Origin of the sequence: Halomonas jincaotanensis (assembly GCF_018448785.1) — a bacterium.
In the GTDB taxonomy this organism is placed as follows: Bacteria; Pseudomonadota; Gammaproteobacteria; order Pseudomonadales; family Halomonadaceae; genus Halomonas; species Halomonas jincaotanensis.
Map to the genome: position 1 here is coordinate 128,447 of NZ_JAHCLU010000004.1, position 26,743 is coordinate 155,189.

Sequence of the window (26,743 nt, forward strand, 5' to 3'; positions counted from 1 at the left end):
GCGGGATCAGCCGGGGGCTTGCGTTTGCCAACGGCCTTGGCTAGTATCGAGTCGTTCGCTTGTTCCGAATGCTTACCGACCGTTTCATGGCGTTTACGCCACGGTCAATTTCCAAGTCGTCAGACAGCCCTCTGCATCAGTCCGTGAACAGGCCACTTGGCCGCGATCCGCTGATCAGGCGAAAACGAACCTGCTCCCTCGATTCCGATATCGGCCCGGCTACCCCTCTCGTGCGGTTTCCTGCCCATGGCCATATGAAGCAACGCGACGAGTGGCAGTCTGTCCGGGCTCTGAACGCATCCACACGGCGTAATCGTCTCGCCTCCTGTCTTTTCACGGCGCATGGCCGCCCGGCTTCCACGAGCAACCTCTGAACACACCGATGAATCTTACCGAACTCAAGCAAAAGCCCGTGCCGGAACTTCTGGAGACTGCCCGCGAGATGGGCATCGACAATCTGGCACGCTCCCGCAAGCAGGACATCATCTTTGCTATCCTCAAGAAGCACGCCAAGAGCGGCGAGGACATCTATGGCGATGGTGTGCTGGAAATCCTCCAGGATGGCTTCGGGTTCCTGCGCAGTGCCGATAGCTCCTATCTGGCCGGCCCCGACGATATCTATGTATCGCCTTCGCAGATCCGTCGCTTCAACCTGCGCAAGGGGGACTCGATCTCCGGCAAGATTCGCCCGCCGAAGGAAGGAGAGCGCTATTTCGCGCTACTCAAGGTCAGCCAGATCAACTTCGACCGGCCGGAAAACGCCAAGCACAAGATCCTCTTCGAGAACCTCACGCCGCTGTTCCCCCAGGAACGCATGCGCATGGAGATCGGCAACGGCTCCACCGAGGATCTGACCTCGCGGATCATCGATCTGGTCGCACCCATCGGCAAGGGCCAACGCGGCCTGCTGGTCTCCCCGCCCAAGGCGGGCAAGACGCTGATGCTGCAGAACATCGCCACCTCGATCACGCGTAACAACCCCGAGTGTCACCTGATCGTGCTGCTGATCGACGAGCGTCCGGAGGAAGTCACCGAGATGTCGCGCACCGTGCGCGGCGAAGTGGTCGCTTCGACCTTCGATGAGCCGCCTGCGCGTCACGTTCAGGTCGCCGAGATGGTTATCGAGAAGGCCAAGCGCCTGGTCGAGCACAAAAGGGACGTGGTGATCCTGCTCGACTCCATCACGCGTCTGGCACGCGCCTACAACACCGTGGTGCCAAGTTCCGGCAAGGTACTCACCGGCGGTGTCGACGCCCATGCCCTGGAAAAGCCCAAGCGCTTCTTCGGCGCGGCGCGCAATATCGAGGAGGGCGGCAGCCTGACCATCATCGCCACGGCGCTGGTCGACACAGGCTCCAAGATGGACGAGGTGATCTTCGAGGAGTTCAAGGGCACCGGCAACATGGAGGCACACCTGGACCGCAAGCTGGCCGAGAAGCGCGTCTATCCGGCGATCAATATTCGCCGTTCGGGCACCCGTCGCGAGGACCTGATCGCCTCCGAAGATGAGATGCAGCGCATGTGGATCCTGCGCAAGCTGCTCAACCCCATGGACGATACCGCCGCCACGGAATTCCTCATCGATCGACTCAAGGATACCAAGACTAACCTGGAATTCTTCGAGGCCATGAAACGTCGGTAAGATCGGCGTCGCGGCATCGTAAAGGGGCGGCATGCTATGCTGCCCCTTTCGTCATTCTGGAACCGGGAACTCCGAATGAAGTACAAGGATCTGCGTGATTTCATCGCGGCGCTGGAGACCCAGGGTGAACTCGTGCGCATCAGCGCCGAGGTCGACCCCTACCTCGAGATCACCGAGATCTGCGATCGCACGCTGCGCGCTGGCGGGCCGGCCCTGCTGTTCGAGAACGTCAAGGGGCACCGCATGCCGCTGCTCGGCAATCTCTTCGGTACGCCGAAGCGGGTCGCCATGGGCATGGGGCAGGAAGACGTGGCGGCCCTGCGCGAAGTGGGCGAGCTGCTGGCCTTCCTCAAGGAGCCCGAGCCGCCCAAGGGCTTTCGCGACGCCTGGGACAAGCTGCCGGTCTTCAAGCAGGTCATGAGCATGGGCCCCAAGCGTGTGCGCTCGGCCCCCGTGCAGGCACTGGTCTACGAGGGCGACGATGTCGACCTCGGGCGGCTACCGATCCAGCACTGCTGGCCTGGCGATGTAGCCCCGCTGATCACCTGGCCGCTGGTGATCACCAAGGGGCCCCACAAGACCCGTCAGAATCTGGGCATCTACCGCCAGCAGAAATTATCGAAAAACCGCCTGATCATGCGCTGGCTCTCCCATCGCGGCGGGGCGTTGGACTTCCAGGAGTTTCAGAAGGCCCACCCGGGTGAGCCTTTTCCAGTGGCCGTGGCCCTGGGCGCCGATCCGGCGACCATCCTCGGGGCGGTAACGCCGGTGCCGGACTCGCTTTCCGAGTATGCCTTCGCCGGGCTGCTCAGGGGCTCGCGTACTGAGCTGGTCAAGTGTGGCCATGCCGATCTGGAGGTGCCGGCTTCGGCGGAGATCATCCTGGAGGGCTTCATCTACCCCGATGACACGGCGGCAGAAGGCCCGTATGGCGATCACACCGGTTATTACAACGAGGTCGACCATTTTCCGGTCTTCACCGTGACGCGCATGACCATGCGCGAGTATGCCATTTATCATTCCACCTATACCGGTCGTCCGCCCGACGAGCCGGCGATCCTGGGACTGGCGCTCAACGAGGTGTTCGTGCCGATCCTGCGCCGCCAGTTTCCCGAGATCGTCGACTTCTACCTGCCGCCGGAGGGCTGCTCCTACCGCATGGCCGTGGTCACCATGAAGAAACAGTACCCGGGTCATGCCAAGCGCGTGATGATGGGGGTATGGAGCTTCCTGCGCCAGTTCATGTATACCAAGTTCGTGGTGGTGCTCGATGATGACGTCAGCGCCCGCGACTGGAAGGACGTGATCTGGGCCATTACCACCCGCATGGATCCGGCCCGCGATACCGTGCTGGTCGAGAACACCCCCATCGACTACCTGGACTTCGCTTCCCCTGTCACCGGCCTGGGCTCCAAGATGGGGCTCGATGCTACCAGCAAGTGGCCGGGGGAAACCGATCGCGAGTGGGGTACGCCAATTGTCATGGACGCGTCCGTCAAGGCACGCGTCAGTGAACGCTGGAAAGAGCTTGGCATCACGCTATCCCCCGACAACGACACGAGGCATTCATGACGGCAAGGACCCTGACCTGCCAGGTCGCAGAGGTCGAGGACCTCACCCCGGACGTCTTTCGCGTCACCCTGGAGGGTCGACCCCAAGCGGTGGCTCACGCGCCGGGGCAGTATCTGGAGATGCGGCTCGATGACGCCACCTGGGTGCCCTTTTCCATCGCCAACGCCCATGGCGGCGACGGCATCATCGAGCTGCATATCCAGCACTGGCCGGAGCGGGACAACTCGGCGCGACTGCGCGAGATCCTGCAGGTTGCCGAGCGGCTTACCCTGCGCTTGCCCGGCGGCGACTGCCAGCTCGACCCGGACAGTCGCCGGCCGCTCTTGCTGATCGCGGCCGGCACCGGTTTTTCCCAGATGAAGGCGATTGTCGAGGCGGCGCTGCATGCCGACCCGCAGCGCGAGATCGACCTGTGGTGGGCGGCGCGCGAACGCCGCGACTTCTACCTCGAGCGCCTGCCCCTCGAGTGGGCCGCGACGCATGACAATGTCCGCTTTCACGCCGTGACCGAGATCGCACCGGAAGCGCCTGTCGTGGGCGAGCGGGTCACGACCCACCGAGGGCGGATCGACCAGGCGCTGGCCGCCACCCTCGATGATGTCTCGGGCCACGATGTCTATGTTTCCGGCTCGCCGGGCATGGTTTATGCCTGCGTCGACGTGCTGGCTTCGCTGGGGCTCAAGGCCAGTCGGGTCTTTTCCGATGTCTTTGCCTATGCGCCTCGCGACCCGCTGGTACCCACCGCGGGCAGCCTGGTGGGCAAAAGCACGCAGGAAAGGGAAGACAGCCGATGAGCGCCTCGCCGATCCTGATCACCGGTGGAGCCCAGCGTCTGGGCCGCCACTGCGCCGAACGCCTGCGCGACGACGGTCACCCGGTCATCATTACCTATCGCCGTGAGCGCCCCGCCCTCGAGGCGCTGCGCGGACGTGGCGTTATCACGCTGCAGGCAGATTTCGAAACGGAAGCAGGCATTATCGATTTCATCGCCCGACTCAAGGCCAAGACGCCGTCGCTGCGCGCCATCGTCCATAATGCCAGCGACTGGGCACCGGACAGCAGCGGCAGCGAGGCGGGTGGCAATTTCGAGCGGTTGTTCCGGGTACACATGCTGGCGCCTTATCTGATCAATCTGCAGGCCCGCGTTCTTCTTGAGGCCTGCACCGAGCCGCACCGCGATATCGTCCACATGACCGATTACGTGGTGCAGAAGGGCTCGAAGAAGCACGCCGCCTATGCCGCCAGCAAGGCCGGGCTCGACAATTTGACCCTGTCGTTCGCCGCCATGTATGCGCCGACGATCCAGGTCAACGCCATCGCCCCGGCGATGATCATGCTCAATGAAGGCGATGACGAGGCCTATGCCGCGAAGGTGAAGGCCAAGTCGGTCATGGACATGGTGCCGGGGCCGGGGGTGATCTACCAGAGCCTGCGTTACCTGCTCGACAACCGGTACGTGACCGGCGTGACGCTGCCGGTCGATGGCGGCCGGCATCTTCGCTAGAATAGGCTCATCGTGATCATCCCCCTGAGAATTTCCCTTGAGAGGACATCGAGATGACCGGACATGACGAGAACGTCAAGGACGGAAGTGGCCTGCTTTCCGTGGTGCTGGGCCTGGTGGTGCTAGTGGGCATGAGTGCTCTGCCGGTGACCGTCGGCATCGTGCAAATTTTCACCGGCTGAGGTTGCCGGTGTGCCTTGTACACGAGTGGATGTCCTCATGTCGGTAATGACCCCGCTGGCCCTTGCGTTTCGCCGGCCACAGCGGCACGATAGGATTGGTTTAACGATGTCAGCTGACAGGAAATACACATGACCCCGACGCGTTTCGTTGCACTTCGCCAGACGGCTGGCCATGCGGCGGTGCCAGTCGGTCGTGCAAGCGTTACGGGTCGTGATTATGGGTTTGGCTATTGGTTTAGCACCGGCGTGCCGGAGGCCATGTCCTGACCCACTCCCACTAGAGACCAGCGACATCGCCACGAGGCACGCCCAGCAGGGTTGCCTCCCCCAGAACCCCCGGACGGCAACCCCGCCCGGGGGTTCTGCGTTACACACCACTCGACAATACAGATGACATCCAGGAGAGAGATCATGACTGCATCAATCGCCATCCGTCTGACACGGGGCTTCGCGGGCTATTACGGCTATTGGCGATTTAGCGAACTGCGGTCGGCCCAGCGCGCCACCTCCGACCGTAGCGCTATCGGTGGTAACCCCACGCTACGATGTTTGCCTTGTTCACGGAGTTGATTCGATGACCGCCTCACTTGCCACCGCCCCGTTATCCGCCCCCGCTTCTCAACCCGACGCGCCGCCCAAGCAGGTGCTGCCGACGCCGGGCGAGTTGCACCGCGCCCGGCCGCTTTCGGCCGAGCTCGCGGCGCGTATCAATCATCAGCGTCAGTCGATCCGCGATATTCTCGATGGCCGCGACGACCGCCTGCTGGTGGTGGTCGGCCCCTGTTCGATCGAGGATCCGGCGGTCGCGCTGGATTATGCCCGTCGCCTGGTCGAGATGTCGGCGAAGGTCGAGGATAGGTTGCTGATTGTGATGCGGGTCTATGTCGAGAAGCCGCGCACCACCGTGGGCTGGAAGGGACTCGCCTACGACCCAGATCTTGACGGCCGTGGCGATATGGCCCGCGGCATTCGCGTCTCCCGCTATCTGATGCACGATATCGCCGAGCTCGGGCTGCCCGTGGCCACCGAACTGCTGCAACCGATGTTGGCACCCTACCTGGATGACCTGCTCGCCTGGGTGGCGATCGGCGCTCGTACGACCGAATCCCAGTTGCATCGCGAGCTTGCCAGCGGCCTCGAGGCCGTGGTGGGGTTCAAGAACGCCACTAACGGCGATATCGGCGTGGCGCTAGATGCAATCGCTGCCGCTGGCCATCCGCATAGTCACTTCGGTCTCGACGCCGAGGGGCGGCCGACGGTTCAGGAGACGGCGGGCAATGTCCATACGCATCTGGTGCTGCGGGGCGGACATGGCGAGCCCAATTATCAGGCAGCGCACGTGACCCGCGCTCGGCGTGCCCTGGAGGCAGCCGGACTGACGCCTCGGTTGATGGTCGACTGCAGCCACGCCAACGCGCGCAAGGATCATCACCGCCAGGGCGAGGTACTGCGCGATGTGCTGGCCCAGCGCCTGGCGGGGCAGACGGCGCTGTGCGGCCTGATGGTCGAGAGCCATCTCCATGAGGGTAAGCAGCCGCTCATTCCCGGCCAGCGACGTTATGGAGTCTCGGTCACCGATGCCTGCCTCGGTTGGGAGGCCACCGAAGACCTGTTGCTGACCGCCGCTCAGCGCCTGCGCTAGCGGTCATCTGTTCACCGGCGGCGAATGTGGGGATATTCCCTGCCTCCCCCGTCTTGCCCTTGAGCGCCAGGGCTTGTTCAGGCGCTGCACAGGGGTGCTCAAGAGGGGCGCTCAAGAAAAGGAGAAACAGTGCCGATGCCGTTTCATTTCGAGGATCATGACCCCGAGGACTATCGCCGCAAGGCGAAGATCATCAGTGTGGCCATGGCCGGGCAACTGATCGTGTTCGGATTGGTGTTTTCGCAGCTGCTGACCGCTGTCTTCGAGGGCGGGTTCTGGTGGAATGTGCTGGGCGTGCTGCTGGGCCTGGTGACCACCAGTTTGGTATTCGCGGTGCTCCGGGAGCGGCCCTGGATGCGCGAGATGCGCTATGTCTGGCAGCTCAAGCATCACCTGTCACGGGTCAGCGCCTATCTGCCGGCGCTACGCCGCGGCATGGGCGAGGGCAACGATACCGCCCTGGCACTGCTGGCCTTCTATCACCAAGGCATGTTGCAACTCGCCGAGCTCAACGGGCGAACACTGGACGACGATGCCGAGCTGCTCAACGAGCGAGAGGTAGTTCGCAATGCCCGACGGGAACGCGGGCTGCCCGAACGTGTCGATGGGCTCGACCCGCAAGACCTCGCCGCCTTCCGCAAGGGATGACGGAATACGTTCAGGGAGCGCTGCGTACGAAGCGGGCTTCGAGCTTCAGCCTGCCGGCCTGCCGGGTCAGTGACCAGTCCAGCGCCCACCAGCCCTGGTTGACGGCCCAGTCGGCGAAGCCCGTGAAGGTCTCCGGTGTCTGCAACGTGCCGGTCACTCGCAGATTGGTACCTACCGTGTCGACGCGGGCGTCTCGTATGCCCAGTCGTTCGGCCGCCGACTCCCAGGCGGCCGGTGAGGCAGTGGGGGTCGTTTCTTCCACGGGAAGCGGCAGCCGCCAGGGACTATGCTCCATCGCCAGATAGGCGAGCATGGCCAGAATCACCAGTCCGCCTCCCAGCAGGCGATAGCGTTCCCCGGCGGGGCGTTGTCGCCACCCCGATCGTAGTCTCCCCAAGGGGTTCATGGTGTGGCTCGCGTTGTCGATGGTTCGCCGTCGAGGTCGACGTCCAGGGTCAGATGGTCGGCACCCCGCGACACCTGCCCCAGGCCCGCCAGGCGTTGCTCCAGCGCGGCCGGATCGCGCAGCTTCTCGAGCGGCCAGGCGAGGATGAGGCCCTGGCCCGTGACGGCGAATCGATCGAGGGTCAGCGTGGCCTCCCCCAGCGCCTCATCCAATCGTTCCAGTACGGCTTCGAGGCGTACGTTGCGCTGTATCAGCCGGTCTGTCTCCCCGGCGATTCCCGAGGGTGGCCGGAGAATCGACCAAGCCCCAAGGGCGCCGTGGGCCAGCAGCAGGGCGGTCAGGACCAGCGCCAGGCGTCCAGGCGTTCGCCGTGTGGCTCCTGCGCTCGGCATTTGGGGTAGGCGAGCCGGGAGGTGACGTCCGAAGAGGGCTAGCCGCTGGCCCGGGACGAGAGGGGTTTCGATTCCAAAGCCTTCGACGGGCTGCCAGCTGTGTTCACGCAGGTCGGGTGGCAGCATATCGCCCCAGCCTCTGGGCCAGGTCAGCCAGTGCACAACCCCCGGTTCCTCCGGCTCCAGTGACGTGATCATCCAGTGCGATTCGTCGGCCAGTACCCGGAGTTGGTCAAAGCCGTCGGGCGCGGGCATGCCCATGAAGCCGCTTGCCCAGCAGGTTATCACCAGACCGTGTTCGGCGAACCAGGCCTGCCACGCCTGAAGTACATGGCGATCCACCGCCACCAGTTCCAGGCGATCCGGCCGCTGCTCGATGGCGGCCAGGATGAGTTGTGATATCTCCGTAGCGACCCGGTCCTCGATCAGCACTGGCCACTCGCTGTGCTTGAGACCCTTGGGATGGGCGGGGCAGAAATGGCTGACGGCATCCGGCGGCAGTATCAGCACGGTGAGATGTTCGCGGGATAGGGTGACGAGCCGCGCGTCCAAGGTATCACCGGTCAGATACCCCTCTTCCAGAGGAGGAGAGCCGGAGGGACTGTCGGGTTCGACCAAGGCCCAGGCGAGCGTGGCCTCGGGTGTCGGCTCTCGCTCGGTGGCCTGAAGCAGCACCCGCAGGCTCGTGCGTCGGCGTAATAGTGAGAGGGTCATGGCGGAAACTCCTGGAAGACCGGGAGGCTGCTGCGTGCCAGGACGCGAACGCGGGCGGCCGGCACCGAGGGGGTCCAGTTACTGACGCCCTCGGCCTGAAGCAGCCGGGTGAAGCGAAAACGCTGACCGCTTACCTCGATCTCGATGTGGAGCGTCACATAATCGGGGGAGAGGGTGAGACGGTCTCCCAGCTCCCGCAACCACTCTGCCTGGCCGCCCAGTCGGGCTTGCAGATCGTCGAGCCCGGTGAAGCCTGCCTCAGGGCGGGCGGCGATCAGTCGCGAGAGGCTGTCCCGGGAAATTTGTCCTTCGAAGAGCGCATCGAGCAGGGGCAACTGGTCAGCCGCCAGGGTATTCAAGTTGAGACGCCAGGGCCCGCGGTCGGGGAGAACGCAGAGAGACGGGTGCCGCCGTACGCGGGAGGGGTCCAGGGGCTCCACCCAGTTGATCTCGCTGATATCGGCGAGGGGCATGTCGGCCGAGGTGCGTGAGGGGACGCTGCTGACGTAGTCGACCCCGTCGAGGCTGCCGGGACGTGGTTGGGCATCGGCGTCGATCCAGTCCGCCAGGCGCGCCACCAGGCGGTCTGGGTTCTCCTGGGCGCCTTCCAGCGTCAGCAGCCGGCGAAGCTGACGCTCGACCAGAGCCGTCTCCTGCTGCGCCAGGGCGTTGAGGTTGAAGCAGGTGCGCTCATCCTGGAGGCGCAAGACCACCTCACCCTCATCCGTGGGCAGGCGTCTCGGTTCCCCGCCCAGCCAGCGCCACCACTGGGCGGATCGTCGTCCGGTGGGGTCGGTGAGCATCCGCTGGGCCAGCAGTTCCGCCCCCTGTGCATGGAAGCGTGCCTGAGTCTCGGCCTGCAGGCGTGCGAGGCGTTGGATGTCGCGACGGCCCTGTTCGGTGAACTCGGTCATCAGGAAGGCGACCAAGGCCAGGCACAGCAGCACCATGATCAGGGCCACACCACGCTGTCGCCTCATGGTGCCTCCAGGAGGGGCAGCGGCACCACGACGCCATGGCGCTGTCCCGACTGCCACCAGTCGAGACGCACCGCGCGTGCCCGACCGTCCGGGGCCGGGGTAGCCCGCCACTGCTGGCCGTCATGAAAGGAGAAGACCAGCCGCTCAAGCCCCTCGAGGTGGGACGAGGCGTGCCAGGTCGGCCGGCCTGCGGCATCGAGCTCGCCGCTGGATAGCAGGCGCAGTTCACCGATGTCGGGTTGCCACTCCAGGCGCTGGCGACGTAGCCGGGTGTAGTGATCGCCCAGCGGCAGTGGCCAGCCGCTGGCGGCCACCCACTCGAGTGGTCCCGTGTCGGCCTGAAAGTCCAGGGGACGGTTCAGGCGTGGCTGGCCCCCCTCGTGAAGGGGGCGCACCACCAGGCTCTCCAGGCGTCGTTCCAGGAGCTGGGCGAAGTGCAGGTGCTGGCGCATCGGTGGCGGCGTTGCCAGGCGCTCCCGGGCATCGACCAGACCCGTGACCAGGGTGGCCACGCTGATGCTGATCAGCGCCGTCAGCCCCAGGGCCACAAGCACTTCGAGCAGCGTAAACCCCCGTTCGCGAGGCCTCATCATGGACCCAGGAAGAGCGTAAAGGAGATCGTGGGAGGCGACGCCTTTTGTCGAGAAACGTCCAGCCTCCCCCTGCGAAGTGCCGGAATGCCGGTTTCCTCCACCTCGAGTCGCCAGTGGCAGCCGAGGGGGGACTCTCCCTGGTGCTCCCCGGTGTCGGGCCAGAAGCGTGTCGTGGCGAACTCGCCGGCCAGGGAGCGCGCGCACAGCAGCAGAGGAAGACGCTCCTGCTCGACGAGGGCGATGCGGGTGCGCATCTGCAGCCCTTGGCTGACGCTGAGGGTCAGCAGGGCAAGGATGAACAACGCCACCATGACCTCGATCAGCGTGAAGCCTCTGCTCCGGGCGGGCCATGGTCTGCGGCTCATCGGGCATCGCCCACGGTGAGCTCGAGCCGCTGGCCGGCGTGGTGCAGCACGAGCGTCGCGCCGATGTTCTCCCCGTCGGGCCACCAGACTACCCAAGGAGTGTCGGATGAGGCGGGCGCCGATTCGCGGCGCGTGACCGTCAGGCCGTCCGGCCAGGCTCGTTCGGGCAGCCATCGAGACGCCAGCGGCTGCCAGTGGCCGCCTTCGCCGGGGTGCCAGGAGAGGAAGCGGTAGCCAGCCTCTCGCGGCTGCCAGCCGATCAGTCGCTGGCGCTGCACCGCCTGGTCGCCGGCCTCCGCCAGGTCCCGTCGCAGCTGTTCTCGTGCGGTCTCCAGCGGCTGGCGCTGGGCGCGGTCCAGCAGGGCCACGCTGAGGGAGGCCACCACGCCCATCACGGCCAGCACCACCATCAGCTCCAGCAGGGAGAAACCGCCGTCCGGCAGCGGGGAACGCGTTTTCACAACATCCAGTTGCCGATATCGGCATCCAGTCCCTCCCCGCCGGGACGCGCGTCGGCCCCCAGGGTATAGATATCAATGTCGGCGTGCTCGCCCGGCTGCCGGTAGTGATAGGCGTTGCCCCAGGGATCGGTGGGTAGCCGGCGGACATAGCCCCCTTGCCGGTAGTTCTCCGGCTGTGGCGGCTTTGCGGGCCGCTTGATCAGGGCCTCCAGCCCCTGATCGGAGGTCGGATAGCGCAGGTTGTTCAGGCGGTACATATCCAGGGCCTGCTCAAGAGTAGCGATATCGGCACGCGCCTTCTGGCGCATGGCGTCATCCTGGTTGCCGATGACGTTGGGAGCGACGATGGCTACCAGTAGGCCGATGATGAAAATCACTACCATGATCTCCAGCAGGGTGAAACCGGACTGGCGAAGGGGCTTGGAATATTGGGTGTTCATAGAGTTGTCTCCGCGGTCAAGGGGAAAGTGAGCCGTTGAGGCTCATGATCGGCAGCAAGATGGCCAGCACGATGACCAGGACCACCCCACCCATCACCAGGATCAACAAGGGCTCAAAGAGCCCCAGGGCGGCATCGACGCGGCGGTTGAAGGTGATCTCCCGCGAGATGGCGATGCGCTCGAGCATGCGTTCGAGACGACCGCTCGCCTCGCCGCTGGCGATCATGTGAAGCAGGGTGGGGGAGAAGCGACCGGTGCGGGCCATGGCACGGTGCAGACTGATGCCGCTGGATACGTCAGCGACGATGGCGTCCACCGCCTCGCGCAGCACTTGATTGCCCAGGGTATTGCGGCTGACCTTCAGGGCATCCAGCAGGGGGATGCCACTGCCGGTCAGGATCGCCAGGGTGCGGGTCAGGCGGGCGGTGTCCAGTAGCGAGAGGAGCTCCCCTATATGCGGCAGGCGCAGCGCCATTGCATGCCAGCGACGGCGAGGTTCAGGCTGGCGCAGCAGGTGTTGTACCAGCAGGCCCCCCACTATCAGTGCCGCGGCCAGCCAGCCTGCCGTGGCCTGCAGCAGGTCAGAGAAGGCGATCAGCGCCCGGGTCAGGGTGGGCAGGGTCATGTTGGAGTGCTCGAACTGCTCTGCCAGGCGGGGAACCACGTGCACCATCAGGCCCGTCACCACCAAGATCGAGACCAGGATCAGCACGCTGGGATAGATCAGCGCGGTACGCGCCCGGGAGCGTTGCTGCTGCACTCGTTCGAGATGGTCCGCCAGCTGTTCGAGGATTCCTGCCAGGCGACCAGCACGCTCCCCGGCGGCGACCAGGCTGCGGTAGAGGTCATCGAAGGTGCCCGGGTGGGCCGCGAGACTGTCTGCCAGGGCGTGGCCCTCGCGTACCCGGCGCAGGACATCCAGCAGCAGCCCGCGCGCCTTGTGCTCCTCGGTCTGCTGAACCAGGGCATCCAGGGCGTCGCCGATGGAGATGCCGGCCTCGACCAGGGTCGCGAGCTGGCGGGTCAGCATGGCCAGCGTCTCAGCGTCGAGGGCGCGCTGGCGTCGAATCCGCGGGCGATGGCCCACGGCCACCAGTCGCCTCGGAAACAGTCCTTGGTCACGCAACAATTGCCGGGCATGCCGCTCGCTGTCGGCCTGAAGCACATTGCGCAAGCGTGCCCCGTCGGGTTTTAGGGCCAGGTAGCGATAGGTGGGCATGGTCTTTTCGAATCTCCTTCGTCCTGCGGTGCCATTCTGTCCGCCAGACGTTACAGTTTGTTGTCGGGCTGCTGATTGTTGGTTATCGGCCTATTGATGGATGGCGCGCAGGATTTCGTCGGGGCTGGTTTCCCCGCTGGCAAGGCGCTCCAGCGAGGCGGCGGCGAGGGAAGCGCTCCGGCGGAAGGCGTGGCGTGACATCTCGGATTCGGTGGCCCGGTCATGGATCATGCCGGCCAGGGCCTCGTCGATGTCGATAAACTCGTAGATGCCCAGGCGGCCACGGTAGCCGGCGCCTTCACAGGTATCGCAACCGACGGCCTCGGCCAGCCGTGTCAGCGTGGCTACGCCGACGATGCTCTCTGCCTCGATGGGGGTGGGGGGGCGCCAGCACCGGCAGTCGGGGCACAGCCGTCGAACCAGGCGCTGTGCCATCACGCCCTTCAGGCTGCTGGCGAGCAGGTAAGGCTCGATCCCCATGTCCCGAAGCCGGGTGACCGCGCCCAGGGCGCTGTTGGTATGCAGCGTTGAGAGCACAAGGTGGCCGGTAAGGCTGGCCTGGACGGCGATTGTGGCGGTCTCAAGGTCGCGGATCTCGCCGATCATGATGACATCGGGATCCTGTCGGAGGATGGCCCTCAGTCCGTGGGCGAAGGTCAGGCCGGCCTGGGGGTTCACCGGCGTCTGGCCGATCCCGGGCAGGGCGTACTCGACCGGGTCCTCTACGGTGAGGATGCTGCGTCGGCTGTCGTTGAGCCGCGCCAGGCTGGCATAGAGCGTGGTGGTCTTGCCGGAGCCGGTCGGGCCGGTATTGAGCAGGATGCCGTTGGGCCGAGCGAGCAGGCGGCGGAAGGTGCCCAACACGGCCGGCGGCATGCCGAGGGCATCTAGGTCGAGGAGCGCGGCCTGCTTGTCAAGCAGGCGCATCACCACTCGTTCACCATAAATCCCCGGCAGGGTGGAGACGCGGATGTCGACGCCTCGGCCACCCAGCCGCACACTGATGCGGCCGTCTTGGGGTTGGCGCTTCTCGGCGATGTCAAGCTGTGCCATCACCTTGATGCGCGAGATCAGCATGGGGGCCAGCACCCGGGGAGGACGCAGCGCCATCCGCAGGGCGCCATCCACCCGCAGCCGAACGCTGAGCTCCTTCTCGAAGGGCTCAACGTGGATGTCTGAGGCACCGAGCCGTAGCGCCTCCGAGAAGATGCCGTTGATCAGGCGGATGACCGGCGCCTCGCTCTCGCTATCGAGCAGGTCCTCGGAGCGGGGCAACTCGTGCAGCAGACTGTCGAGGTCCACCTCCTCGGCGAGCCCCTCCATCAGGCTCTCGGCAGTGTCCCGGCCAGCATCGTGCAGTTCACCCAGCCTCGCCTCGAACGCCTCCGGTCCCAGCCACTCGCAGGCGAGCGGCTGGCCATACTGTCGCTGCGCTTCCTGAAGGGCTTCCAGGGTGGCATCACGGCGGCAGAACAGGCAGTAGCCGGCCTCCTGCCAGTCGAGGGCTACCCCGCTGCGTCGCGACAGTCGATAGGGCAGCAGTGTCCGTGGTGTTGCGGGGAGGGCTGCGGCCCCGTTGTCTTGCAGCAGGGTCATGGGGCTAGCTCCCCCAGGCGCTCACGGCCGGAAGGGTAGAGGGTGTCGAGGCTCACGACCTGGCTCTCCAGCGGCGCCAGGACCTGATCCTCATCGAGATCCCTGAGTAGCTGCTGAGCCCGCATGTGGCGGTACTTTCTGGCCGTCCCGGCATCCAGGGTGCGGTCGTCGCGAATGACCCGGGCGCGAATGAAGACCATCAGGTTCTGCTTCTCGCGGGAGGTGTCGGAGTAGCGGAAGAGGTTGCCGACCAGTGGGATCCCGCCCAGCACGGGGACCTGCTGGCGAGCGCTGCTGCTCTGGTTGCTGATCAGCCCCCCCAGCACCACGATGCCGCCGTCCTGGGTGCTGACGGTGGTCTCGATCTCCCGCTTGTTGGTCACCACATCGCTGGCATTGACGTTACTGTCCACCGAGGAGACCTCCTGGGCAATGGCCAGGCGGATGGTGTTGTCGGCACTGATCTGCGGGCGGATGCGCAGCTTGATGCCGACGTCCTCGCGCTGGATCGTCTGGAAGGGGTTGGCATTGTCGACGGTGGTGGAACCGGTGATGAAAGGCACCTCCTGGCCCACCAGGATGTAGGCCTCGGCGTTATCGAGGGTCGTCAACGACGGGGTGGAAAGCAGGTTGGTGTCGGCATCGCTGCGCAGGGCATTGAGCAGGGCGGCAAAGCTGATGCCGTTGCTGTCCAGGCGACCGATTCCCGTGGTGATGCCGTTGAGACCGCCAAGCAGGTTGCCCAGTGTCGAGGTGTCCTCGCTGGCGACGGCCGTGGCCAGTGCATTGATGCCCGTCGACCCCGAGGTGGCGAAATTGACGCCGGCTACCGGGACAGTACTGCCCGACCCCGAGTCGGCGAAGAGCCACTGCATGCCGAGCTGGCGGGCCCGGGACTCGGTAATCTCGGCGATGATCGCCTCCACCGCGACCTGGGCGCGTCGAATGTCGAGTTGCTCGATGATGCTCAGGTAAGCCTCCAGCTTATCCGGGGGTCCGGTCAGTACCAGGGCATTGGTGGAGGGGTGCACTGCGAAGGCAGTCTCATCGACTCCTCCCGGCAAGGGAAGGGCCACATTCTGCACTTCCTCGTTCACCGACGTGATCGCACTGGTGTTAAGCTCCTCCAGGACCTCCAGGACATCCTCGGCGGCGGCATGGTTGAGATAGACGACGCGGGTACGCACGTGGCGTTCGATCGAGGTATCCAGGCCGACCACCAGTTCGCGTACCCGCTGGCGTTCCGTCGGGCTGCCGAGTACCAGCAGGGCACCGGCACGCGGTGCCGCGATGATCCGAGGGCCACGCCCCTCACCCTCTCTCAGGAGGCCGTCCAGGGTCTCTGCCAGTTCGTCGGGACTCGTGTGCTCGACGGGGATGACCTCTGCCTGGCTCTCCTGGCGCTCGTCGAGCAGCCTGGCCAGCCTGGCCAGTCGATCAAGGTTGTCCTGCCAGTCGGTAATGACCACCTGGCGGCCCGAGGGGTTGGTGGTGATGGTACCGGTTCGGGCATCCACCAAGGGTTCGAGGATAGAGGCCAGCACCGTGGCATCGAGGTGTCGCGTCTCGATGATCCGGGTGGCCACACCACCGCCTTGTCGATCGCCAACCCCGGTGGGAATCGGCTGCGTCCTGGCCAACTCGTCCGGCACGATCCTGACCTGGCCATCGGGCAGCTCCACGACTGCATAGCCGTTCACCTGTAGTTCGCTCTGAAAGACACGGTAGAGCTCGTCTCGGGTCAGCCCCCCCTGGGGGGTCAGTGTGATAGTGCCTTGAACCCGAGGGTCCACGACGAAAGGGCGCCCCGTCAGCCGCGAGATGCTGGCAATGAACTCGCGGATACTGGTGTCCCGGAACTCGACCTCGTAACGTTCTTCCTCGGGCAGGGCATCCGGCACCTGGGCGGTGGAAAGCGTGGAGAGCGAGGAGAGGGCCAGCAGGCAGACGGTGGCGACCAGTGGGTGAGACTTCATGCAAGTCACTCCGTGTCGAACATTAGGGGAGGGGCCGAGGGCTCCGGCCAAGGCAGCCGCTCTCGCCGCCCCTGGTGATCCAGGATCAGGCCGTCGGGGGTGATGGCCTCCAGCGTGACGCTGTCGGTGACCCTCTCACCTTCGCCCACGACCCGCTGCCCTTCGGGCGTGTCGAGGACCAGGATGGTGTGTCTTTCCTCGGCATGGCGCAGGCTGCCGACGATGGTGAGCGGCAGTCGGGGTATCTCCTGAGGGGGAGGCTGGGTGGCAGGCGGGGGCTTCAGCCAGGCCTCGGGAGGAACGGGGGGAAGGACTCGCTGCCCCAGCGGCTCGCTCGTGGCCGAGGAAGTCGAAAGGGCCAGACGGATCGCCAGCGTGGCCAGTAGCACGCCCACGGCCAGCCAGCCGAGCCAGCGGGGTAGCGCCATCAGCCTCATTCCCGGGCTCCGGGCCGCTGTCCGGGGTGCCAGCCAGGATGGCCCGAGACCCCGGCCAGTCGCACCGTGGGCATCGGTGGCAGCGTCCAGCCCTCGGGGCGCTCCCCGAGGTAGACTTCCAGGCGCTGCCACAGGCTTTCGCCCGCATTCGTTCCAGGCTGCCAGGTTGCAAGTCGCGTGCCGGGAAGGTCGCCGAGCTCGATACGTCGGCCAACCTCGGCTGTGTAGCGACACCCCCACTCCGCACCCCGCAGTCGTGGCAGGTCCTGGGAGGTATCGAGCAGAGAAGGTGAGCCGAAACAGTGGTCACTGGCTCGTTCGAGCAGGGGGCGCAGGTCGTGTGCCTTGGTTTCCAGTTCCACCAGGCGGGCCTCGTGGCCCCCGGTGAGGCTGACCAAGTGGTCGCGCGTGATGGGGCTTCCGGGAGGCAGCACGACGTCGTGACGCCACCCGGGAGAGAGGGCCAGGTCGGCGCTGCCCTGGCTCAGCAGGGCGTCATTGATCACGGCGTCCCAGCTGCCACCGACGGTGTCTCGGCGCCAGAGCCAATGCGGGGCCCACGCCAGGGGCGTATCCAACCAGTTTGCGAAGGGGGCGCGGTCGGCCTCCAGGCGCTGCTGAAGCTCGCCGGCTAGGCGGCGAGCCTCGCCCTCCAGCTGGCCGGCGTCGGCTAGGTGGAAGCGCGTCTCGACCCGCCAGCCCTGCCCCCCGGGTGAGCAGCTTAGCTGGAAGGCCCCCGCGGCTCGGCACCCCGGGAAGCAGACCGGCAGGGTGCGGCCCTCGGGCTGGCGCACCGACACCAGCGCCGGCCAGAAATCCTGCCCACGGGCACACAGCAGGAGGTCGGCTGCCGCTAGACGCTCGGCCAGCCATATGCCAGCGCCGGTTCCGCAATCGGCCAGGACGATGACCAGGTCAGCCTGGTCGCTCGCCTCGCGGGTGCGGCGTTCGACATCCCGGTACCAGGCGTCGAGCGGGCGCGTCTCGTCGGCGGCATGCGGGTCCGTGACGCCGACCACCGCGACCCTCGCTCCTCCCCGGTCGAAGAGGGCCAGGGGACGCACCGCACTGGCCGGGTTGGGTTCCTCCCCAAGCAGGCCGAGCACGGGGCCCTCGAAGGCCCGGTACAGGCCGGCGACCTGATCGGGCCAGAGCAGGCGTTCGTCACTGCTGACGCGAGCCTCGGCCCCCAACATGCGGCTGGCCGCCAGGCCGGCCTCACCCCGAGTGAGGTGACACAGGCCGCTGCCGTTCCAGCACTGGCCATTCTCCAGGGTCAGGGTGCGAGCCTTTCCCAGAGTGTCGCGCAGTCCCTCGAGGTGCGCAGCCAGCGCGGCATGGCCGCCGACGGGGGTGTGCCTTGCCTGGTGTGGCAGGAGCAGCGACTGCGGACCGGAGGTCATGGCCATCGCCGAGTCGGCGGTGAGCCAGGGTGGCTGGCCCAGGCGCTGTGCCGGGCCCAAACGAGTGGCCGGCACCACCGGGAACCCCGGGGCGCGGGCGTCCAGTGTGTCGGCGTAGTAGAGGAGCTCCACGCGGGCCTGCGCGGGCAGTGTCCGTCTCTGCGGCGTCGTCGATACGGCACAGCCACCAAGCCAGGAGGTAGCGAGGCCGAGAGCCCCGCCCCGTACCAGGTCGCGTCGGGTGATGCCGAGAGCGTCATCGTCTGAGAAGTGAGAGGGAGGCTGTAGCGTCATGCGTGGCTTCGATTCCTGCGGTGGTGTGTCGGTCCGGAGATGGCTGCCGGCGATATGAGTCAGGAAGCTTGCACCAGCATGAAAATATTAATGAATGATGCGTGACGTTTTCGTGACACTTGGCGGACGTTTATTTGAAGAATTTTCCTCAGCCAAGAAACGTCTTTTTTTGTTAACCAGTTTGTCACCTTGCCTGACTACTTTTTCCTAGCGACCCGGAGACCTGTCGATTTCGGGAGTTAACCAACTGCGTTGGAGGGTGAAGCATGAGCAAGGAAATCGAGGATCATCGCAACTTCAATCGGAGCGGTAACGAGCCATTTTCTTCCGTCCTGGAAAAGCACGTATCGCGTCGTGACATGATGCGGGGTGGCCTTGGCCTTGCCGCCGTGTCGGTGATGGGTTTCGGTTCGGCAAGCGCCCTGGCCGCCCCGGATGCCCGAACCGGCATGAAAGGCACCAGCGCGCCGGGGAAGAAGCCCCTGACCCTGGCGTTCGACTCCATTCGCGGCGCGAAGCTCGACAGCGTCGTGGTACCAGCCGGCTACACGGCCCAGGTGCTGATTCCCTGGGGTGCCGGGCTCACCAGTGATGTGCCCGATTGGAGTGACGATCTCGAGATGACGCCGGAGATTCAGGCTAATGCTATCGGCATGCACCACGACGGGATGTACCATTTCCCGATGAACAAGGGCAGCGCATCTCGCGAGTTCTTGCTCGCCATCAACCACGAGTACATCGATCAGAGTGCCCTCTGGGCGCCCAAGGGCGGCCCGACCAATGCCCGCTCAGGGGATCGTCCGGCCGATGAAGTGCGTACCGAGATCAATGCTCACGGTGTCGCCGTCGTGCACGTGAAGAAGCAGGCTGATGGCCGCTGGACTCACGTGGTCGATTCACCCTATAACCGGCGCATCACCAATGCCACCGAGATAGAACTCGGCGGCCCGGTCGCCGGCAGCGACTACGTCAAGACGAAGTTTTCCACGGATGGCCTGTTGACCCGCGGGACGACCAACAACTGCGCCAATGGCTACACGCCCTGGGGCACCTATCTGGCCTGCGAGGAGAACTGGCCCGGCTACTTCGTGCGCAACACTGACCGTCAGCTGGACGATGACCGCCTGGGCGTCTCGAGGGGGCGCGGTCGCTACGGCTGGGAGACCGCCGCCGGCGATGGCTCCGAGCAGAACGACGAATTTGCCCGCTTCAACACCGACCCCAACGCAGCCGACGCCACCGGTGACTACCGCAACGAGGCCCGCGCTTACGGCTACCATGTCGAGGTCGACCCCTACGACGGCAGCCGCCTCGCCGTCAAGCGCACCGCCATGGGCCGCTTCCGCCACGAGGGTTGCTGGCCGGGCAAGCTGGAGCCGGGCAAGCCGGTGGTCTTCTACTCCGGCCACGACGCCCGTAACGAGTACATCTACAAGTTCGAGTCTAGGGCGCCCTGGAGCCCGGCGGATGCCAGCCGTCCGGGTGCCAACTTCGATCGCCTGGCGATCGGTGCCAAGTACCTGGACGAGGGCATCCTGTACGTGGCGCGCTTCGATGCCGACGGCCGCGGCGAGTGGCTGCCGCTGACGCCGAAGGCCAGGACCCAGGATGGGCGGCTCCTGCATCAGGCCCTGAACCTGGCGGCCGACGACCAGGCCGGCATCATTATCCATACCTGTGACGCCGCCGACCTGATGGGCGCGACGCCCATGGACCGGCCCGAGTGGGGCGCCGTGGACCCGACCTCCGGCGATGTCTACATGGCCCTGACCAACAACAGTGATCGTACCGCCGAGGGAACCGATCCTACCTACACCAACGGCGGCAGCCGCGTCGAGGAGTTGGGCGTCGGCTACGATACCGCGCCGGTGAATGCCTCCAACCCCCGAGCCGACAACGGTGCCGGCCAGGTTATTCGCTGGCGCGAGGACGACAACGCCACTGGTTTCGACTGGGAGGTGTTCGTCTTCGGTGCTGCTGCATCAGATCCCGACAACTTCTCCAGCCTGACCGAGCTCAACCAATTCGCCAGTCCCGATGGCCTCTGGTACGACGATCGCGGCAATGGCGATGGCATCCTGTGGATCGAAACCGACAACGGCTACGACCCGGTCGAGGAATACACCAACGACCAGCTGCTGGCCGTGGTACCCAAGGCCCTAGAGCGCGATGGGAATGGGAAGGCAGTGGTCAATGCCCATAACCAGAAGCATCTCAAGCGCTTCGCCGTGGGGCCCAACGGCTGTGAGGTGACCGGGATATTTGCCACACCGGACAAGACTGCGCTGTTCATCAACATCCAGCACCCGGGCAACTGGCCGGCGTCCAAGGATGCTACCGAACAGACCCAAGGCAGCATACGCCCGCGCGCTTCCACCGTGGTGATCCAGAGAGAAGACGGCGGTCAGATCGGTGTCTGATACCGGGATACGCCCGGAGCTTGAAGCGCGGCGCTATGCGCCTGGAAACTTGAAGCAGGAAGAAAAAACCGCCTCCATGGTCCTGCCATGGAGGCGGTTTCATTCAGGCTGTCCTTAGAACTTAGAACTTAGAACTTAGAACTTAGAACATATAGCTTCACGCCCTGGCAGCATAGGCGTAGAGCAGGGTCTCCTGGGCGCTGATCGCGGCGACATCGCCGGGTTGCTGCTTGACATAGTGGCCGTCGGGTTGCAGCCGCCAGCTTTGGCAGTTGTCGACCAGATAGGTCTCGAGATCCTTGCGCACCCGGGCGGCGATCTTTTTCTCCAGCAGCGGAAAGCAGGTCTCCACGCGATGGAACATGTTGCGGGCCATGAAGTCGGCGCTCGAACACCAGGTCTCGGGCTTGCCGTCGTTGTGGAAGTGGAACACCCGGGTGTGCTCCAGGAAGCGTCCGACCACCGAGCGCACGCGGATATTCTCCGATATGCCCGGCAACCCCGGACGCAGGCAGCACATGCCACGGATGATCAGGTCGCATTCGACCCCGGCTCGCGAGGCGTGGTAGAGCGCCTGGATCAGCCGCGGCTCGGTCAGCGCGTTGCACTTGATGATCAGGTGGGCGCGCTTGCCCTGGCCGGCGTGTTCGGCCTCCCGTTCGATCATTTCCACCAGCCGCTCGTGGAGAGTGAAGGGCGCGTGCAGCAGCGTATCGATCTGTCGGGCACGGCCCATCCCCGAGAGCTGCTGGAAGACGCGATGCACGTCCTCGCAAAGCCCCGGACGCGCGGTGAGCAGGCTGTAATCGGTGTAGAGCTTCGCGGTCTTGGAGTGGTAATTGCCGGTCCCGAGATGGGCATAATGGCGTAGTTTGCCCCGCTCGCGCCGCACGATATGCATCATCTTGGCGTGGGTCTTGTAGGCCATCACGCCGTAGATGACGATGGCGCCGGCCTCCTGCAGGCGCGAGGCAAGCGCGAGGTTGTCGGCCTCGTCGAAGCGCGCACGCAGCTCGATTACCACCGTGACCTCCTTGCCATTGCCGGCCGCCTCCACCAGCGCGTTGACGATCGGCGAGTCGGCCCCGGTGCGGTAGAGGGTCTGCTTGATGGCCAAGACATGGGGGTCACGGGCTGCCTCACGCATCAATTCTTCCACTGGGGTGAACGTCTGGAAGGGATGATGCAGTAGGATGTCACCCGCGGCGATGGCGGCAAACAGACTCTCGTGTCGGCTCAGCGCCTTGGGCACGCCTGGGGTGTAGGAGCGGTAGAGCAGCTCGGGTCGGTCGACATCGCCGAGCACCGACATCATGCGAGTGAGGTTGACCGGACCGTCGACGCGGTAGAGGTCGGCCTCATCGAGGACGAACTGCTTGAGTAGAAAGTCCGTCAGCACGTCAGGACAGTTACTGGCGACCTCAAGGCGGACGCCACTACCGTAACGCCGTGCCAGCAGTTCGCCACGCAAGGCGGAGGCGAGGTCGGAGACTTCTTCCGGGTCTACCGAGAAGTCGGCGTTGCGTGTCAGTCGGAACTGATAGCAGCCGCGTACCTCCATTCCCGGGAAGACCTCGTCGGCATGGGCATGGATCATCGACGAGAGAAAGACATACTCGGTGAAACCGGCCTCGCACAGCGCCTCCGGCAGCGCGATCACGCGCGGCAGTGAGCGCGGCGCCGGCAGAATCGCCAGTCCGCCTTCGCGGCCGAAGGCATCCTTGCCTTCTAGCTGAACGATAAAATTCAGGCTCTTGTTGACCAGCCGGGGAAAGGGGTGGGATGGATCGAGCCCGATCGGGCTGATCACCGGCATGATCTCGGCTTCGAAGTATTCGCCGACCCAGGCATGTTGCTCTGCAGTCCATTGCGTGCGGCGGCGAAAGCGCAGGCCCTGGCTTTCGAGGGCGGGTATCAACACTTCGTTGAGAATCCGGTACTGTCGCTCGACCTGTCGGTGGGCAGCTTGACCGATCTCGGCAAGTACCGAACGTGGCGAACGGCCGTCGGCACCAGTCGATTCGTCGCCCAAGGCAACCTGGTTCTTGAGCCCGGCCACGCGGATCTCGAAGAATTCATCCATGTTGGAAGAAAAGATCAGCAGGAACATCAGCCGGTTGAGCAGCGGATGCGCCTCGTCGAGCGCCTGTTCGAGGACCCGGATATTGAACTGCAGCTGGGAAAGCTCGCGATTGAAATACAGTCCTGGATCCGAGAGGTCGGCCTCGGGATCAGGAATCGCCTTGGGCTTGATGCCAGCACGGGTCTGATTCAACCTCGGCGCGGGTTGCTCGCTGACCGTTTCGCCGGCGAGGTTCTCGACCGGCAAGGCGTTGTCGGGGTGATCATGCTGATCGGGGTTGCGCGAGTCTTCCATGCTAATTCCTCGTCGCGGTGGAAGGGGCTCTGCACTTGCGCCGCCGAGCCCCTTGTTCAGTGGGATAGCAGGCGTGCCGCCCGTTTGGCGAAGTAGGTCAGCACCCCATCGGCGCCGGCGCGCTTGAAGCACATCAGTGACTCGAGGATGACGCTGTCGGCCTCCAGCCAGCCGTTCTCGAAGGCGGCCATGTGCATGGCGTACTCGCCGCTGACCTGGTAGGCGAACGTCGGTACCTTGAGCTCTTCCTTCACCCGGCGCACGACGTCCAGATAGGGCATGCCCGGCTTGATCATGACCATGTCGGCGCCTTCGGCGAGGTCGAGCGCGACTTCGTGAAGCGCCTCGTCGCCATTGGCGGGGTCCATCTGGTAGGTACTCTTGTCGGCCTTGCCCAGGTTGGCGGAGGAGCCCACGGCGTCGCGAAAAGGGCCGTAATAGCACGAGGCGTACTTGGCGCTATAGGCCATGATGCGAGTGTTAACCAACTTTTCCTGCTCTAGCACCTGGCGGATCGCCCCGATGCGCCCGTCCATCATATCCGACGGGGCGACCACATCGGCGCCGGCCTCGGCATGTGACAGCGCCTGCTTGAGCAGTGTCTGGACGGTACGGTCGTTGTGGACATAGCCGTTGTCGTCGAGCAGACCGTCCTGGCCGTGGCTGGTGTAGGGATCGAGCGCCACGTCGGTGATAAGGCCAAGGCCGGGGATGGCCGCCTTGAGCGCACGAACGCTGCGTTGCACCAGCCCGCTGGCATTGTAGGCCTCTTCGGCATGATCGCTCTTGTGGTTCGGGCCCACCACCGGAAACAGCGCCAGTGCGGGAATGCCCAGCTCGAAAGCCTCGCGGGCCTCTTCGATCAACAGGTCCAGCGAGAGCCGCTCGACACCCGGCATGGAGGGTACGATCTCCCGTTGGCCTTCACCTTCCAGGACGAAAACCGGCCAGATCAGATCGGCTGGGGTCAGGGTGTTCTCGCGCATCAGTCGGCGCGAGAAGTCATCGCGACGCATGCGTCGCAGGCGCGCCGAAGGAAACTGGCGTGTGGGGCTAATGCTCAAGAGGCGTCTCCGGAATGAGGGTCGATCCCGCCCGCCATGCAGTCTGGCGAACGAAGATGACGTTTCAATGAACGCGGCGTCATTACCTTCGAGTATATCAGTGACGTACAGCGTCGGAAGTTGTGTCTTGTCGTCCCAGTGGGGACTGGCTAGAGTGATGGGTTCGATTCGTCGGCCTTACCAGCCGGTGGGGGCAGGTTTTCAAGGAGAACGTCATGAGCAAGCAGGTAGCGGTCATCCTCTCGGGCTGCGGCGCGTTCGATGGCTCGGAGATCTACGAGACCACGTTGACGCTACTTCGGCTGGATCAGCTGGGCATTGGCTATCGCTGTTTCGCTCCTGATATCAGCCACCATCACGTCATCGATCATCGCAATGGCGAAGTGGCCCAGGGTGAGAGCCGCAACGTGCTGGTCGAATCCGCTCGGCTGGCACGCGGCGAGATATCACCGCTGAGCGATCTCGAGGCAGAGGAGTTCGACGCGGTGATTCTGCCCGGTGGATTCGGCGCCGCCAAGAACCTATCTACCTTTGCCGAGGCCGGCAGTGACATGGTGGTGATCGACGAGTTGGTCGAGGCACTCGGCGGATTCCGGGAATCACGCAAGCCAATCGGCCTGATGTGCATCAGTCCGGTGATGGTGCCGCGCCTGCTGGGGCAGGGGATCGCCGTAACCGTCGGACACGACCCCGGCGTTTCCGGTGTGATCAGTGCTATGGGTGGGCTGCATCGCGGTTGCGGCGTCGAGGATATCGTGGTCGATTACGAGAACCGGGTGGTGACCACGCCCGCCTATATGCTGGCAACGCGGCTCAGCGAGGCGGCCACCGGCATCTTCAAGCTGGTCGACCGACTCGATAAGATGATGGATCTGTGACCCGGCTTCGCCGGAAGCTGTGAGGTATAAGCTTGAAGCTGTAAAGAAGGACGACGTTGCCACTGGCTAGGTCGGTGGCAGTTTCACGGCTTACGGCTCGTCGTGTTCCGCTTCCTCGATATCCTTGCCCTTGCGCACCAGGCGGCCGAACAGCAGGCCGATTTCATAGAGCAGGTACATCGGTATCGCAAGCAGGCTCTGCGAGACCACGTCCGGCGGGGTCAGCAGCATGCCGATGACGAAGCAGCCCAACACCACATAAGGCCGTTTCTTCGACAGGCTTTCCACGGTCGTGGCACCCGAAAGGATGAGCAGGAAGGTGGCGATGGGAATCTCGAAGGCCACGCCGAAGGCGAAGAACAGCTTGAGCACGAAATTAAGGTATTGATTGATATCGGTCATTATCGCCACGTCCTCCGGCCCCGTCTGGGTGAAGAACTTGAACAGCAGCGGGAAAACCACGTAGTAGGCGAAGGCGGCACCGCCATAGAACAGCGCTACACTCGAGGCCAGAATCGGAATCGCCAGCGCCTTCTCGTTGTCGTAGAGCCCTGGGGCAACAAAGGCCCAAGCCTGGTGCAGCACGTAGGGCACAGCGATGAACACCGCGACCACCAGCGTCAGCTTGAAAGGGGCGAGGAAGGGCGAGGCCACTTCGGTCGCGATCATCTGCGAGCCTTCTGGCAGCAGTGCCATCAATGGCTGGGCGACGAAGCTGTAGATATCGTTGGCGAAGGCATAAAGCCCGAGAAAAATCACCAGGATGGCGACCACGGCGCGCATCAGGCGTGAGCGTAGCTCGATCAGATGTTCAATCAGTGGGGCCTGGGGCTGATTGTGATCCTGCGAGTCACCGGTCTTGCTCATCGGGAGGAAGCATCCTTGTCGGCGTGATCACCGTCAGTGGCGTCCGTCCGGGCGTGGCTCAAAGCCTCGTCGAGGCGACTCTCGGGGCTCGCGACGTTGGCATCCGGTTTCGCCTTGGCAGCACTGCGAGACTCGGCGGGGTCATCGCCGATGCTCTCCACGCCGCGCTTGACCTTATTGACGCTTTCGTCGAGCTTTTTCTGTTGCTCGTCGAGTTTCTGGCGCAGCTCTTCCGCCTCGAGTTGAGAACTTATTTCGCGCTGCATGCCCGAAACCGTGCGTTTAATCTTGCCGATCCACAGGCCCACGGTGCGCGCCGCCTTGGGCAGACGCTCGGGTCCCAGCACCAGCAGGCCGACCACGCCAATGATCAGCAGCTCGAGAAATCCCATATCGAACATGGCGGGTTATTTTCGCTCTTTTTGATCTTCGGCCTGCGTGGCCTTGACGTCGTAGGTTTCACCCTCGTCTTCGTGGCTAACGCGAGCCTGAGGGTCATCCTGCTTCTCGTCATCGCCCTTGCCGTCTTCGTTCATGGCTTTCTTGAAGCCTTTGACGGCGCCACCTAGGTCGCCACCGACGTTACGCAGCTTCTTGGTGCCGAAAATCAGGATGATGATGCCGAGTACGATCAGCAGCTGCCAGATACTGATACCACCTAACATATGTGT

26 protein-coding genes are annotated in these 26,743 nt (G+C 64.6%); 9 read left to right on the plus strand and 17 right to left on the minus strand.

The window, feature by feature from the left end; translation table 11 throughout:
* The first annotated feature begins 382 nt into the window (after positions 1 to 382).
* The 7 genes from rho to KG088_RS05720 all read left to right on the plus strand — a co-directional run bounded on the left by rho (position 383) and on the right by KG088_RS05720 (position 7,190).
* Positions 383 to 1,642: a transcription termination factor Rho gene (gene rho, locus KG088_RS05695; RefSeq protein WP_213824531.1), complete on the plus strand. Its 1,260-nt coding sequence runs from the start codon at positions 383 to 385 to the stop codon at positions 1,640 to 1,642.
* A 75-nt stretch (positions 1,643 to 1,717) separates the two neighbouring features.
* Positions 1,718 to 3,214, plus strand: coding sequence for a 4-hydroxy-3-polyprenylbenzoate decarboxylase (gene ubiD / locus KG088_RS05700; protein ID WP_213824532.1), 1,497 nt, complete (start codon positions 1,718 to 1,720; stop codon positions 3,212 to 3,214).
* A complete protein-coding gene (locus KG088_RS05705) occupies positions 3,211 to 4,008 on the plus strand; it encodes an NAD(P)H-flavin reductase (protein ID WP_213824533.1) in 798 nt (265 codons plus the stop codon). The genes ubiD and KG088_RS05705 overlap by 4 nt, the downstream gene beginning before the upstream one ends.
* Positions 4,005 to 4,718 carry a dihydromonapterin reductase gene (gene folM / locus KG088_RS05710; RefSeq protein ID WP_213824534.1) on the plus strand — a complete coding sequence of 238 codons (714 nt, stop codon included), beginning with the start codon at positions 4,005 to 4,007 and terminating at the stop codon, positions 4,716 to 4,718. Before KG088_RS05705 ends, folM begins: the two co-directional genes overlap by 4 nt.
* A 53-nt stretch (positions 4,719 to 4,771) precedes the next feature.
* The gene (locus KG088_RS19840) at positions 4,772 to 4,900 is read left to right on the plus strand and encodes a hypothetical protein (protein WP_264759034.1); all 129 of its coding nucleotides are present in this window, start codon (positions 4,772 to 4,774) and stop codon (positions 4,898 to 4,900) included.
* A 574-nt stretch (positions 4,901 to 5,474) separates the two neighbouring features.
* Positions 5,475 to 6,542 carry a 3-deoxy-7-phosphoheptulonate synthase gene (locus KG088_RS05715; RefSeq protein ID WP_213824535.1) on the plus strand — a complete coding sequence of 356 codons (1,068 nt, stop codon included), beginning with the start codon at positions 5,475 to 5,477 and terminating at the stop codon, positions 6,540 to 6,542.
* A gap of 135 nt (positions 6,543 to 6,677) precedes the next feature.
* Positions 6,678 to 7,190, plus strand: a complete 513-nt coding sequence (locus KG088_RS05720; RefSeq protein WP_213824536.1) for a DUF3087 family protein — start codon at positions 6,678 to 6,680, stop codon at positions 7,188 to 7,190.
* 10 nt (positions 7,191 to 7,200) lie between these two features.
* Here the strand turns inward: KG088_RS05720 and KG088_RS05725 are convergent, their stop codons facing one another.
* From KG088_RS05725 to KG088_RS05780, 12 genes are all read right to left on the minus strand, one after another.
* Positions 7,201 to 7,596 carry a hypothetical protein gene (locus KG088_RS05725; protein ID WP_213824537.1) on the minus strand — a complete coding sequence of 132 codons (396 nt, stop codon included), beginning with the start codon at positions 7,594 to 7,596 and terminating at the stop codon, positions 7,201 to 7,203.
* Complete coding sequence (locus KG088_RS05730) at positions 7,593 to 8,702, minus strand: type II secretion system protein GspL (RefSeq protein ID WP_213824538.1); 1,110 nt, start codon at positions 8,700 to 8,702, stop codon at positions 7,593 to 7,595. The genes KG088_RS05725 and KG088_RS05730 overlap by 4 nt, the downstream gene beginning before the upstream one ends.
* Entirely contained in the window at positions 8,699 to 9,682 is a 984-nt protein-coding gene (gene gspK / locus KG088_RS05735; RefSeq protein WP_213824539.1) for a type II secretion system minor pseudopilin GspK, read from the minus strand. Before gspK ends, KG088_RS05730 begins: the two co-directional genes overlap by 4 nt.
* A complete protein-coding gene (locus KG088_RS05740) occupies positions 9,679 to 10,275 on the minus strand; it encodes a PulJ/GspJ family protein (protein ID WP_213824540.1) in 597 nt (198 codons plus the stop codon). The genes gspK and KG088_RS05740 overlap by 4 nt, the downstream gene beginning before the upstream one ends.
* Complete coding sequence (locus tag KG088_RS05745; protein WP_213824541.1) at positions 10,272 to 10,640, minus strand: prepilin-type N-terminal cleavage/methylation domain-containing protein; 369 nt, start codon at positions 10,638 to 10,640, stop codon at positions 10,272 to 10,274. The genes KG088_RS05740 and KG088_RS05745 overlap by 4 nt, the downstream gene beginning before the upstream one ends.
* A complete protein-coding gene (locus KG088_RS05750; RefSeq protein WP_213824542.1) occupies positions 10,637 to 11,101 on the minus strand; it encodes a GspH/FimT family pseudopilin in 465 nt (154 codons plus the stop codon). Before KG088_RS05750 ends, KG088_RS05745 begins: the two co-directional genes overlap by 4 nt.
* Entirely contained in the window at positions 11,098 to 11,541 is a 444-nt protein-coding gene (gene gspG / locus KG088_RS05755) for a type II secretion system major pseudopilin GspG (protein WP_213824543.1), read from the minus strand. The genes KG088_RS05750 and gspG overlap by 4 nt, the downstream gene beginning before the upstream one ends.
* A 16-nt stretch (positions 11,542 to 11,557) precedes the next feature.
* A complete protein-coding gene (gspF, locus tag KG088_RS05760; RefSeq protein WP_213824544.1) occupies positions 11,558 to 12,760 on the minus strand; it encodes a type II secretion system inner membrane protein GspF in 1,203 nt (400 codons plus the stop codon).
* Positions 12,761 to 12,850: 90 nt separating this feature from the next.
* Positions 12,851 to 14,356: a GspE/PulE family protein gene (locus KG088_RS05765; RefSeq protein ID WP_213824545.1), complete on the minus strand. Its 1,506-nt coding sequence runs from the start codon at positions 14,354 to 14,356 to the stop codon at positions 12,851 to 12,853.
* Complete coding sequence (gene gspD / locus KG088_RS05770) at positions 14,353 to 16,332, minus strand: type II secretion system secretin GspD (RefSeq protein WP_213824546.1); 1,980 nt, start codon at positions 16,330 to 16,332, stop codon at positions 14,353 to 14,355. The genes KG088_RS05765 and gspD overlap by 4 nt, the downstream gene beginning before the upstream one ends.
* A gap of 5 nt (positions 16,333 to 16,337) precedes the next feature.
* A complete protein-coding gene (locus KG088_RS05775) occupies positions 16,338 to 16,760 on the minus strand; it encodes a type II secretion system protein N (RefSeq protein ID WP_213824547.1) in 423 nt (140 codons plus the stop codon).
* A 5-nt stretch (positions 16,761 to 16,765) separates the two neighbouring features.
* Positions 16,766 to 18,466, minus strand: coding sequence for a bifunctional UDP-sugar hydrolase/5'-nucleotidase (locus KG088_RS05780; RefSeq protein WP_213824548.1), 1,701 nt, complete (start codon positions 18,464 to 18,466; stop codon positions 16,766 to 16,768).
* 266 nt (positions 18,467 to 18,732) lie between these two features.
* Here KG088_RS05780 and KG088_RS05785 point away from each other — a divergent pair, with 266 nt between their 5' ends.
* On the plus strand, positions 18,733 to 20,886 hold the full coding sequence (locus KG088_RS05785) for a PhoX family protein (RefSeq protein ID WP_213824549.1): 2,154 nt from the start codon (positions 18,733 to 18,735) through the stop codon (positions 20,884 to 20,886).
* A gap of 157 nt (positions 20,887 to 21,043) precedes the next feature.
* On the opposite strand, the gene ppk1 is transcribed toward KG088_RS05785, so the two are convergent.
* Together ppk1 and hemB are read right to left on the minus strand one after the other, a co-directional pair.
* Positions 21,044 to 23,263 (minus strand): polyphosphate kinase 1, encoded by a 2,220-nt coding sequence (ppk1, locus tag KG088_RS05790; RefSeq protein WP_213824550.1) that lies wholly within the window; start codon positions 23,261 to 23,263, stop codon positions 21,044 to 21,046.
* Between the two features lie 56 nt (positions 23,264 to 23,319).
* Positions 23,320 to 24,327: a porphobilinogen synthase gene (hemB, locus tag KG088_RS05795; protein ID WP_213824551.1), complete on the minus strand. Its 1,008-nt coding sequence runs from the start codon at positions 24,325 to 24,327 to the stop codon at positions 23,320 to 23,322.
* A 215-nt stretch (positions 24,328 to 24,542) separates the two neighbouring features.
* Here hemB and elbB point away from each other — a divergent pair, with 215 nt between their 5' ends.
* Complete coding sequence (gene elbB, locus KG088_RS05800; protein ID WP_213824552.1) at positions 24,543 to 25,205, plus strand: isoprenoid biosynthesis glyoxalase ElbB; 663 nt, start codon at positions 24,543 to 24,545, stop codon at positions 25,203 to 25,205.
* 90 nt (positions 25,206 to 25,295) lie between these two features.
* Here elbB and tatC read toward each other — a convergent pair whose 3' ends face one another.
* From tatC to tatA, 3 genes are read right to left on the minus strand one after another with little or no spacing between them, the layout of a single operon-like run.
* Positions 25,296 to 26,072, minus strand: coding sequence for a twin-arginine translocase subunit TatC (gene tatC, locus KG088_RS05805; RefSeq protein WP_213824553.1), 777 nt, complete (start codon positions 26,070 to 26,072; stop codon positions 25,296 to 25,298).
* Positions 26,069 to 26,473 carry a Sec-independent protein translocase protein TatB gene (tatB, locus tag KG088_RS05810; protein ID WP_213824554.1) on the minus strand — a complete coding sequence of 135 codons (405 nt, stop codon included), beginning with the start codon at positions 26,471 to 26,473 and terminating at the stop codon, positions 26,069 to 26,071. The genes tatC and tatB overlap by 4 nt, the downstream gene beginning before the upstream one ends.
* A gap of 6 nt (positions 26,474 to 26,479) precedes the next feature.
* Positions 26,480 to 26,737, minus strand: coding sequence for a Sec-independent protein translocase subunit TatA (gene tatA / locus KG088_RS05815; RefSeq protein WP_213824555.1), 258 nt, complete (start codon positions 26,735 to 26,737; stop codon positions 26,480 to 26,482).
* Positions 26,738 to 26,743 lie beyond the last annotated feature (6 nt).

Excerpts from the sequence above, each read along its gene's own strand:
- rho (WP_213824531.1), top strand. The coding sequence starts at position 383 with ATGAATCTTACCGAACTCAAGCAAAAGCCCGTGCCGGAACTTCTGGAG.
- ubiD (WP_213824532.1), top strand. The coding sequence starts at position 1,718 with ATGAAGTACAAGGATCTGCGTGATTTCATCGCGGCGCTGGAGACCCAG.
- KG088_RS05705 (WP_213824533.1), top strand. The coding sequence starts at position 3,211 with ATGACGGCAAGGACCCTGACCTGCCAGGTCGCAGAGGTCGAGGACCTC.
- folM (WP_213824534.1), top strand. The coding sequence starts at position 4,005 with ATGAGCGCCTCGCCGATCCTGATCACCGGTGGAGCCCAGCGTCTGGGC.
- KG088_RS19840 (WP_264759034.1), top strand. The coding sequence starts at position 4,772 with ATGACCGGACATGACGAGAACGTCAAGGACGGAAGTGGCCTGCTTTCC.
- KG088_RS05715 (WP_213824535.1), top strand. The coding sequence starts at position 5,475 with ATGACCGCCTCACTTGCCACCGCCCCGTTATCCGCCCCCGCTTCTCAA.
- KG088_RS05720 (WP_213824536.1), top strand. The coding sequence starts at position 6,678 with ATGCCGTTTCATTTCGAGGATCATGACCCCGAGGACTATCGCCGCAAG.
- KG088_RS05725 (WP_213824537.1), bottom strand. The coding sequence starts at position 7,596 with ATGAACCCCTTGGGGAGACTACGATCGGGGTGGCGACAACGCCCCGCC.
- KG088_RS05730 (WP_213824538.1), bottom strand. The coding sequence starts at position 8,702 with ATGACCCTCTCACTATTACGCCGACGCACGAGCCTGCGGGTGCTGCTT.
- gspK (WP_213824539.1), bottom strand. The coding sequence starts at position 9,682 with ATGAGGCGACAGCGTGGTGTGGCCCTGATCATGGTGCTGCTGTGCCTG.
- KG088_RS05740 (WP_213824540.1), bottom strand. The coding sequence starts at position 10,275 with ATGATGAGGCCTCGCGAACGGGGGTTTACGCTGCTCGAAGTGCTTGTG.
- KG088_RS05745 (WP_213824541.1), bottom strand. The coding sequence starts at position 10,640 with ATGAGCCGCAGACCATGGCCCGCCCGGAGCAGAGGCTTCACGCTGATC.
- gspG (WP_213824543.1), bottom strand. The coding sequence starts at position 11,541 with ATGAACACCCAATATTCCAAGCCCCTTCGCCAGTCCGGTTTCACCCTG.
- gspF (WP_213824544.1), bottom strand. The coding sequence starts at position 12,760 with ATGCCCACCTATCGCTACCTGGCCCTAAAACCCGACGGGGCACGCTTG.
- KG088_RS05765 (WP_213824545.1), bottom strand. The coding sequence starts at position 14,356 with ATGACCCTGCTGCAAGACAACGGGGCCGCAGCCCTCCCCGCAACACCA.
- gspD (WP_213824546.1), bottom strand. The coding sequence starts at position 16,332 with ATGAAGTCTCACCCACTGGTCGCCACCGTCTGCCTGCTGGCCCTCTCC.
- KG088_RS05775 (WP_213824547.1), bottom strand. The coding sequence starts at position 16,760 with ATGGCGCTACCCCGCTGGCTCGGCTGGCTGGCCGTGGGCGTGCTACTG.
- KG088_RS05780 (WP_213824548.1), bottom strand. The coding sequence starts at position 18,466 with ATGACGCTACAGCCTCCCTCTCACTTCTCAGACGATGACGCTCTCGGC.
- KG088_RS05785 (WP_213824549.1), top strand. The coding sequence starts at position 18,733 with ATGAGCAAGGAAATCGAGGATCATCGCAACTTCAATCGGAGCGGTAAC.
- ppk1 (WP_213824550.1), bottom strand. The coding sequence starts at position 23,263 with ATGGAAGACTCGCGCAACCCCGATCAGCATGATCACCCCGACAACGCC.
- elbB (WP_213824552.1), top strand. The coding sequence starts at position 24,543 with ATGAGCAAGCAGGTAGCGGTCATCCTCTCGGGCTGCGGCGCGTTCGAT.
- tatC (WP_213824553.1), bottom strand. The coding sequence starts at position 26,072 with ATGAGCAAGACCGGTGACTCGCAGGATCACAATCAGCCCCAGGCCCCA.
- tatB (WP_213824554.1), bottom strand. The coding sequence starts at position 26,473 with ATGTTCGATATGGGATTTCTCGAGCTGCTGATCATTGGCGTGGTCGGC.
- tatA (WP_213824555.1), bottom strand. The coding sequence starts at position 26,737 with ATGTTAGGTGGTATCAGTATCTGGCAGCTGCTGATCGTACTCGGCATC.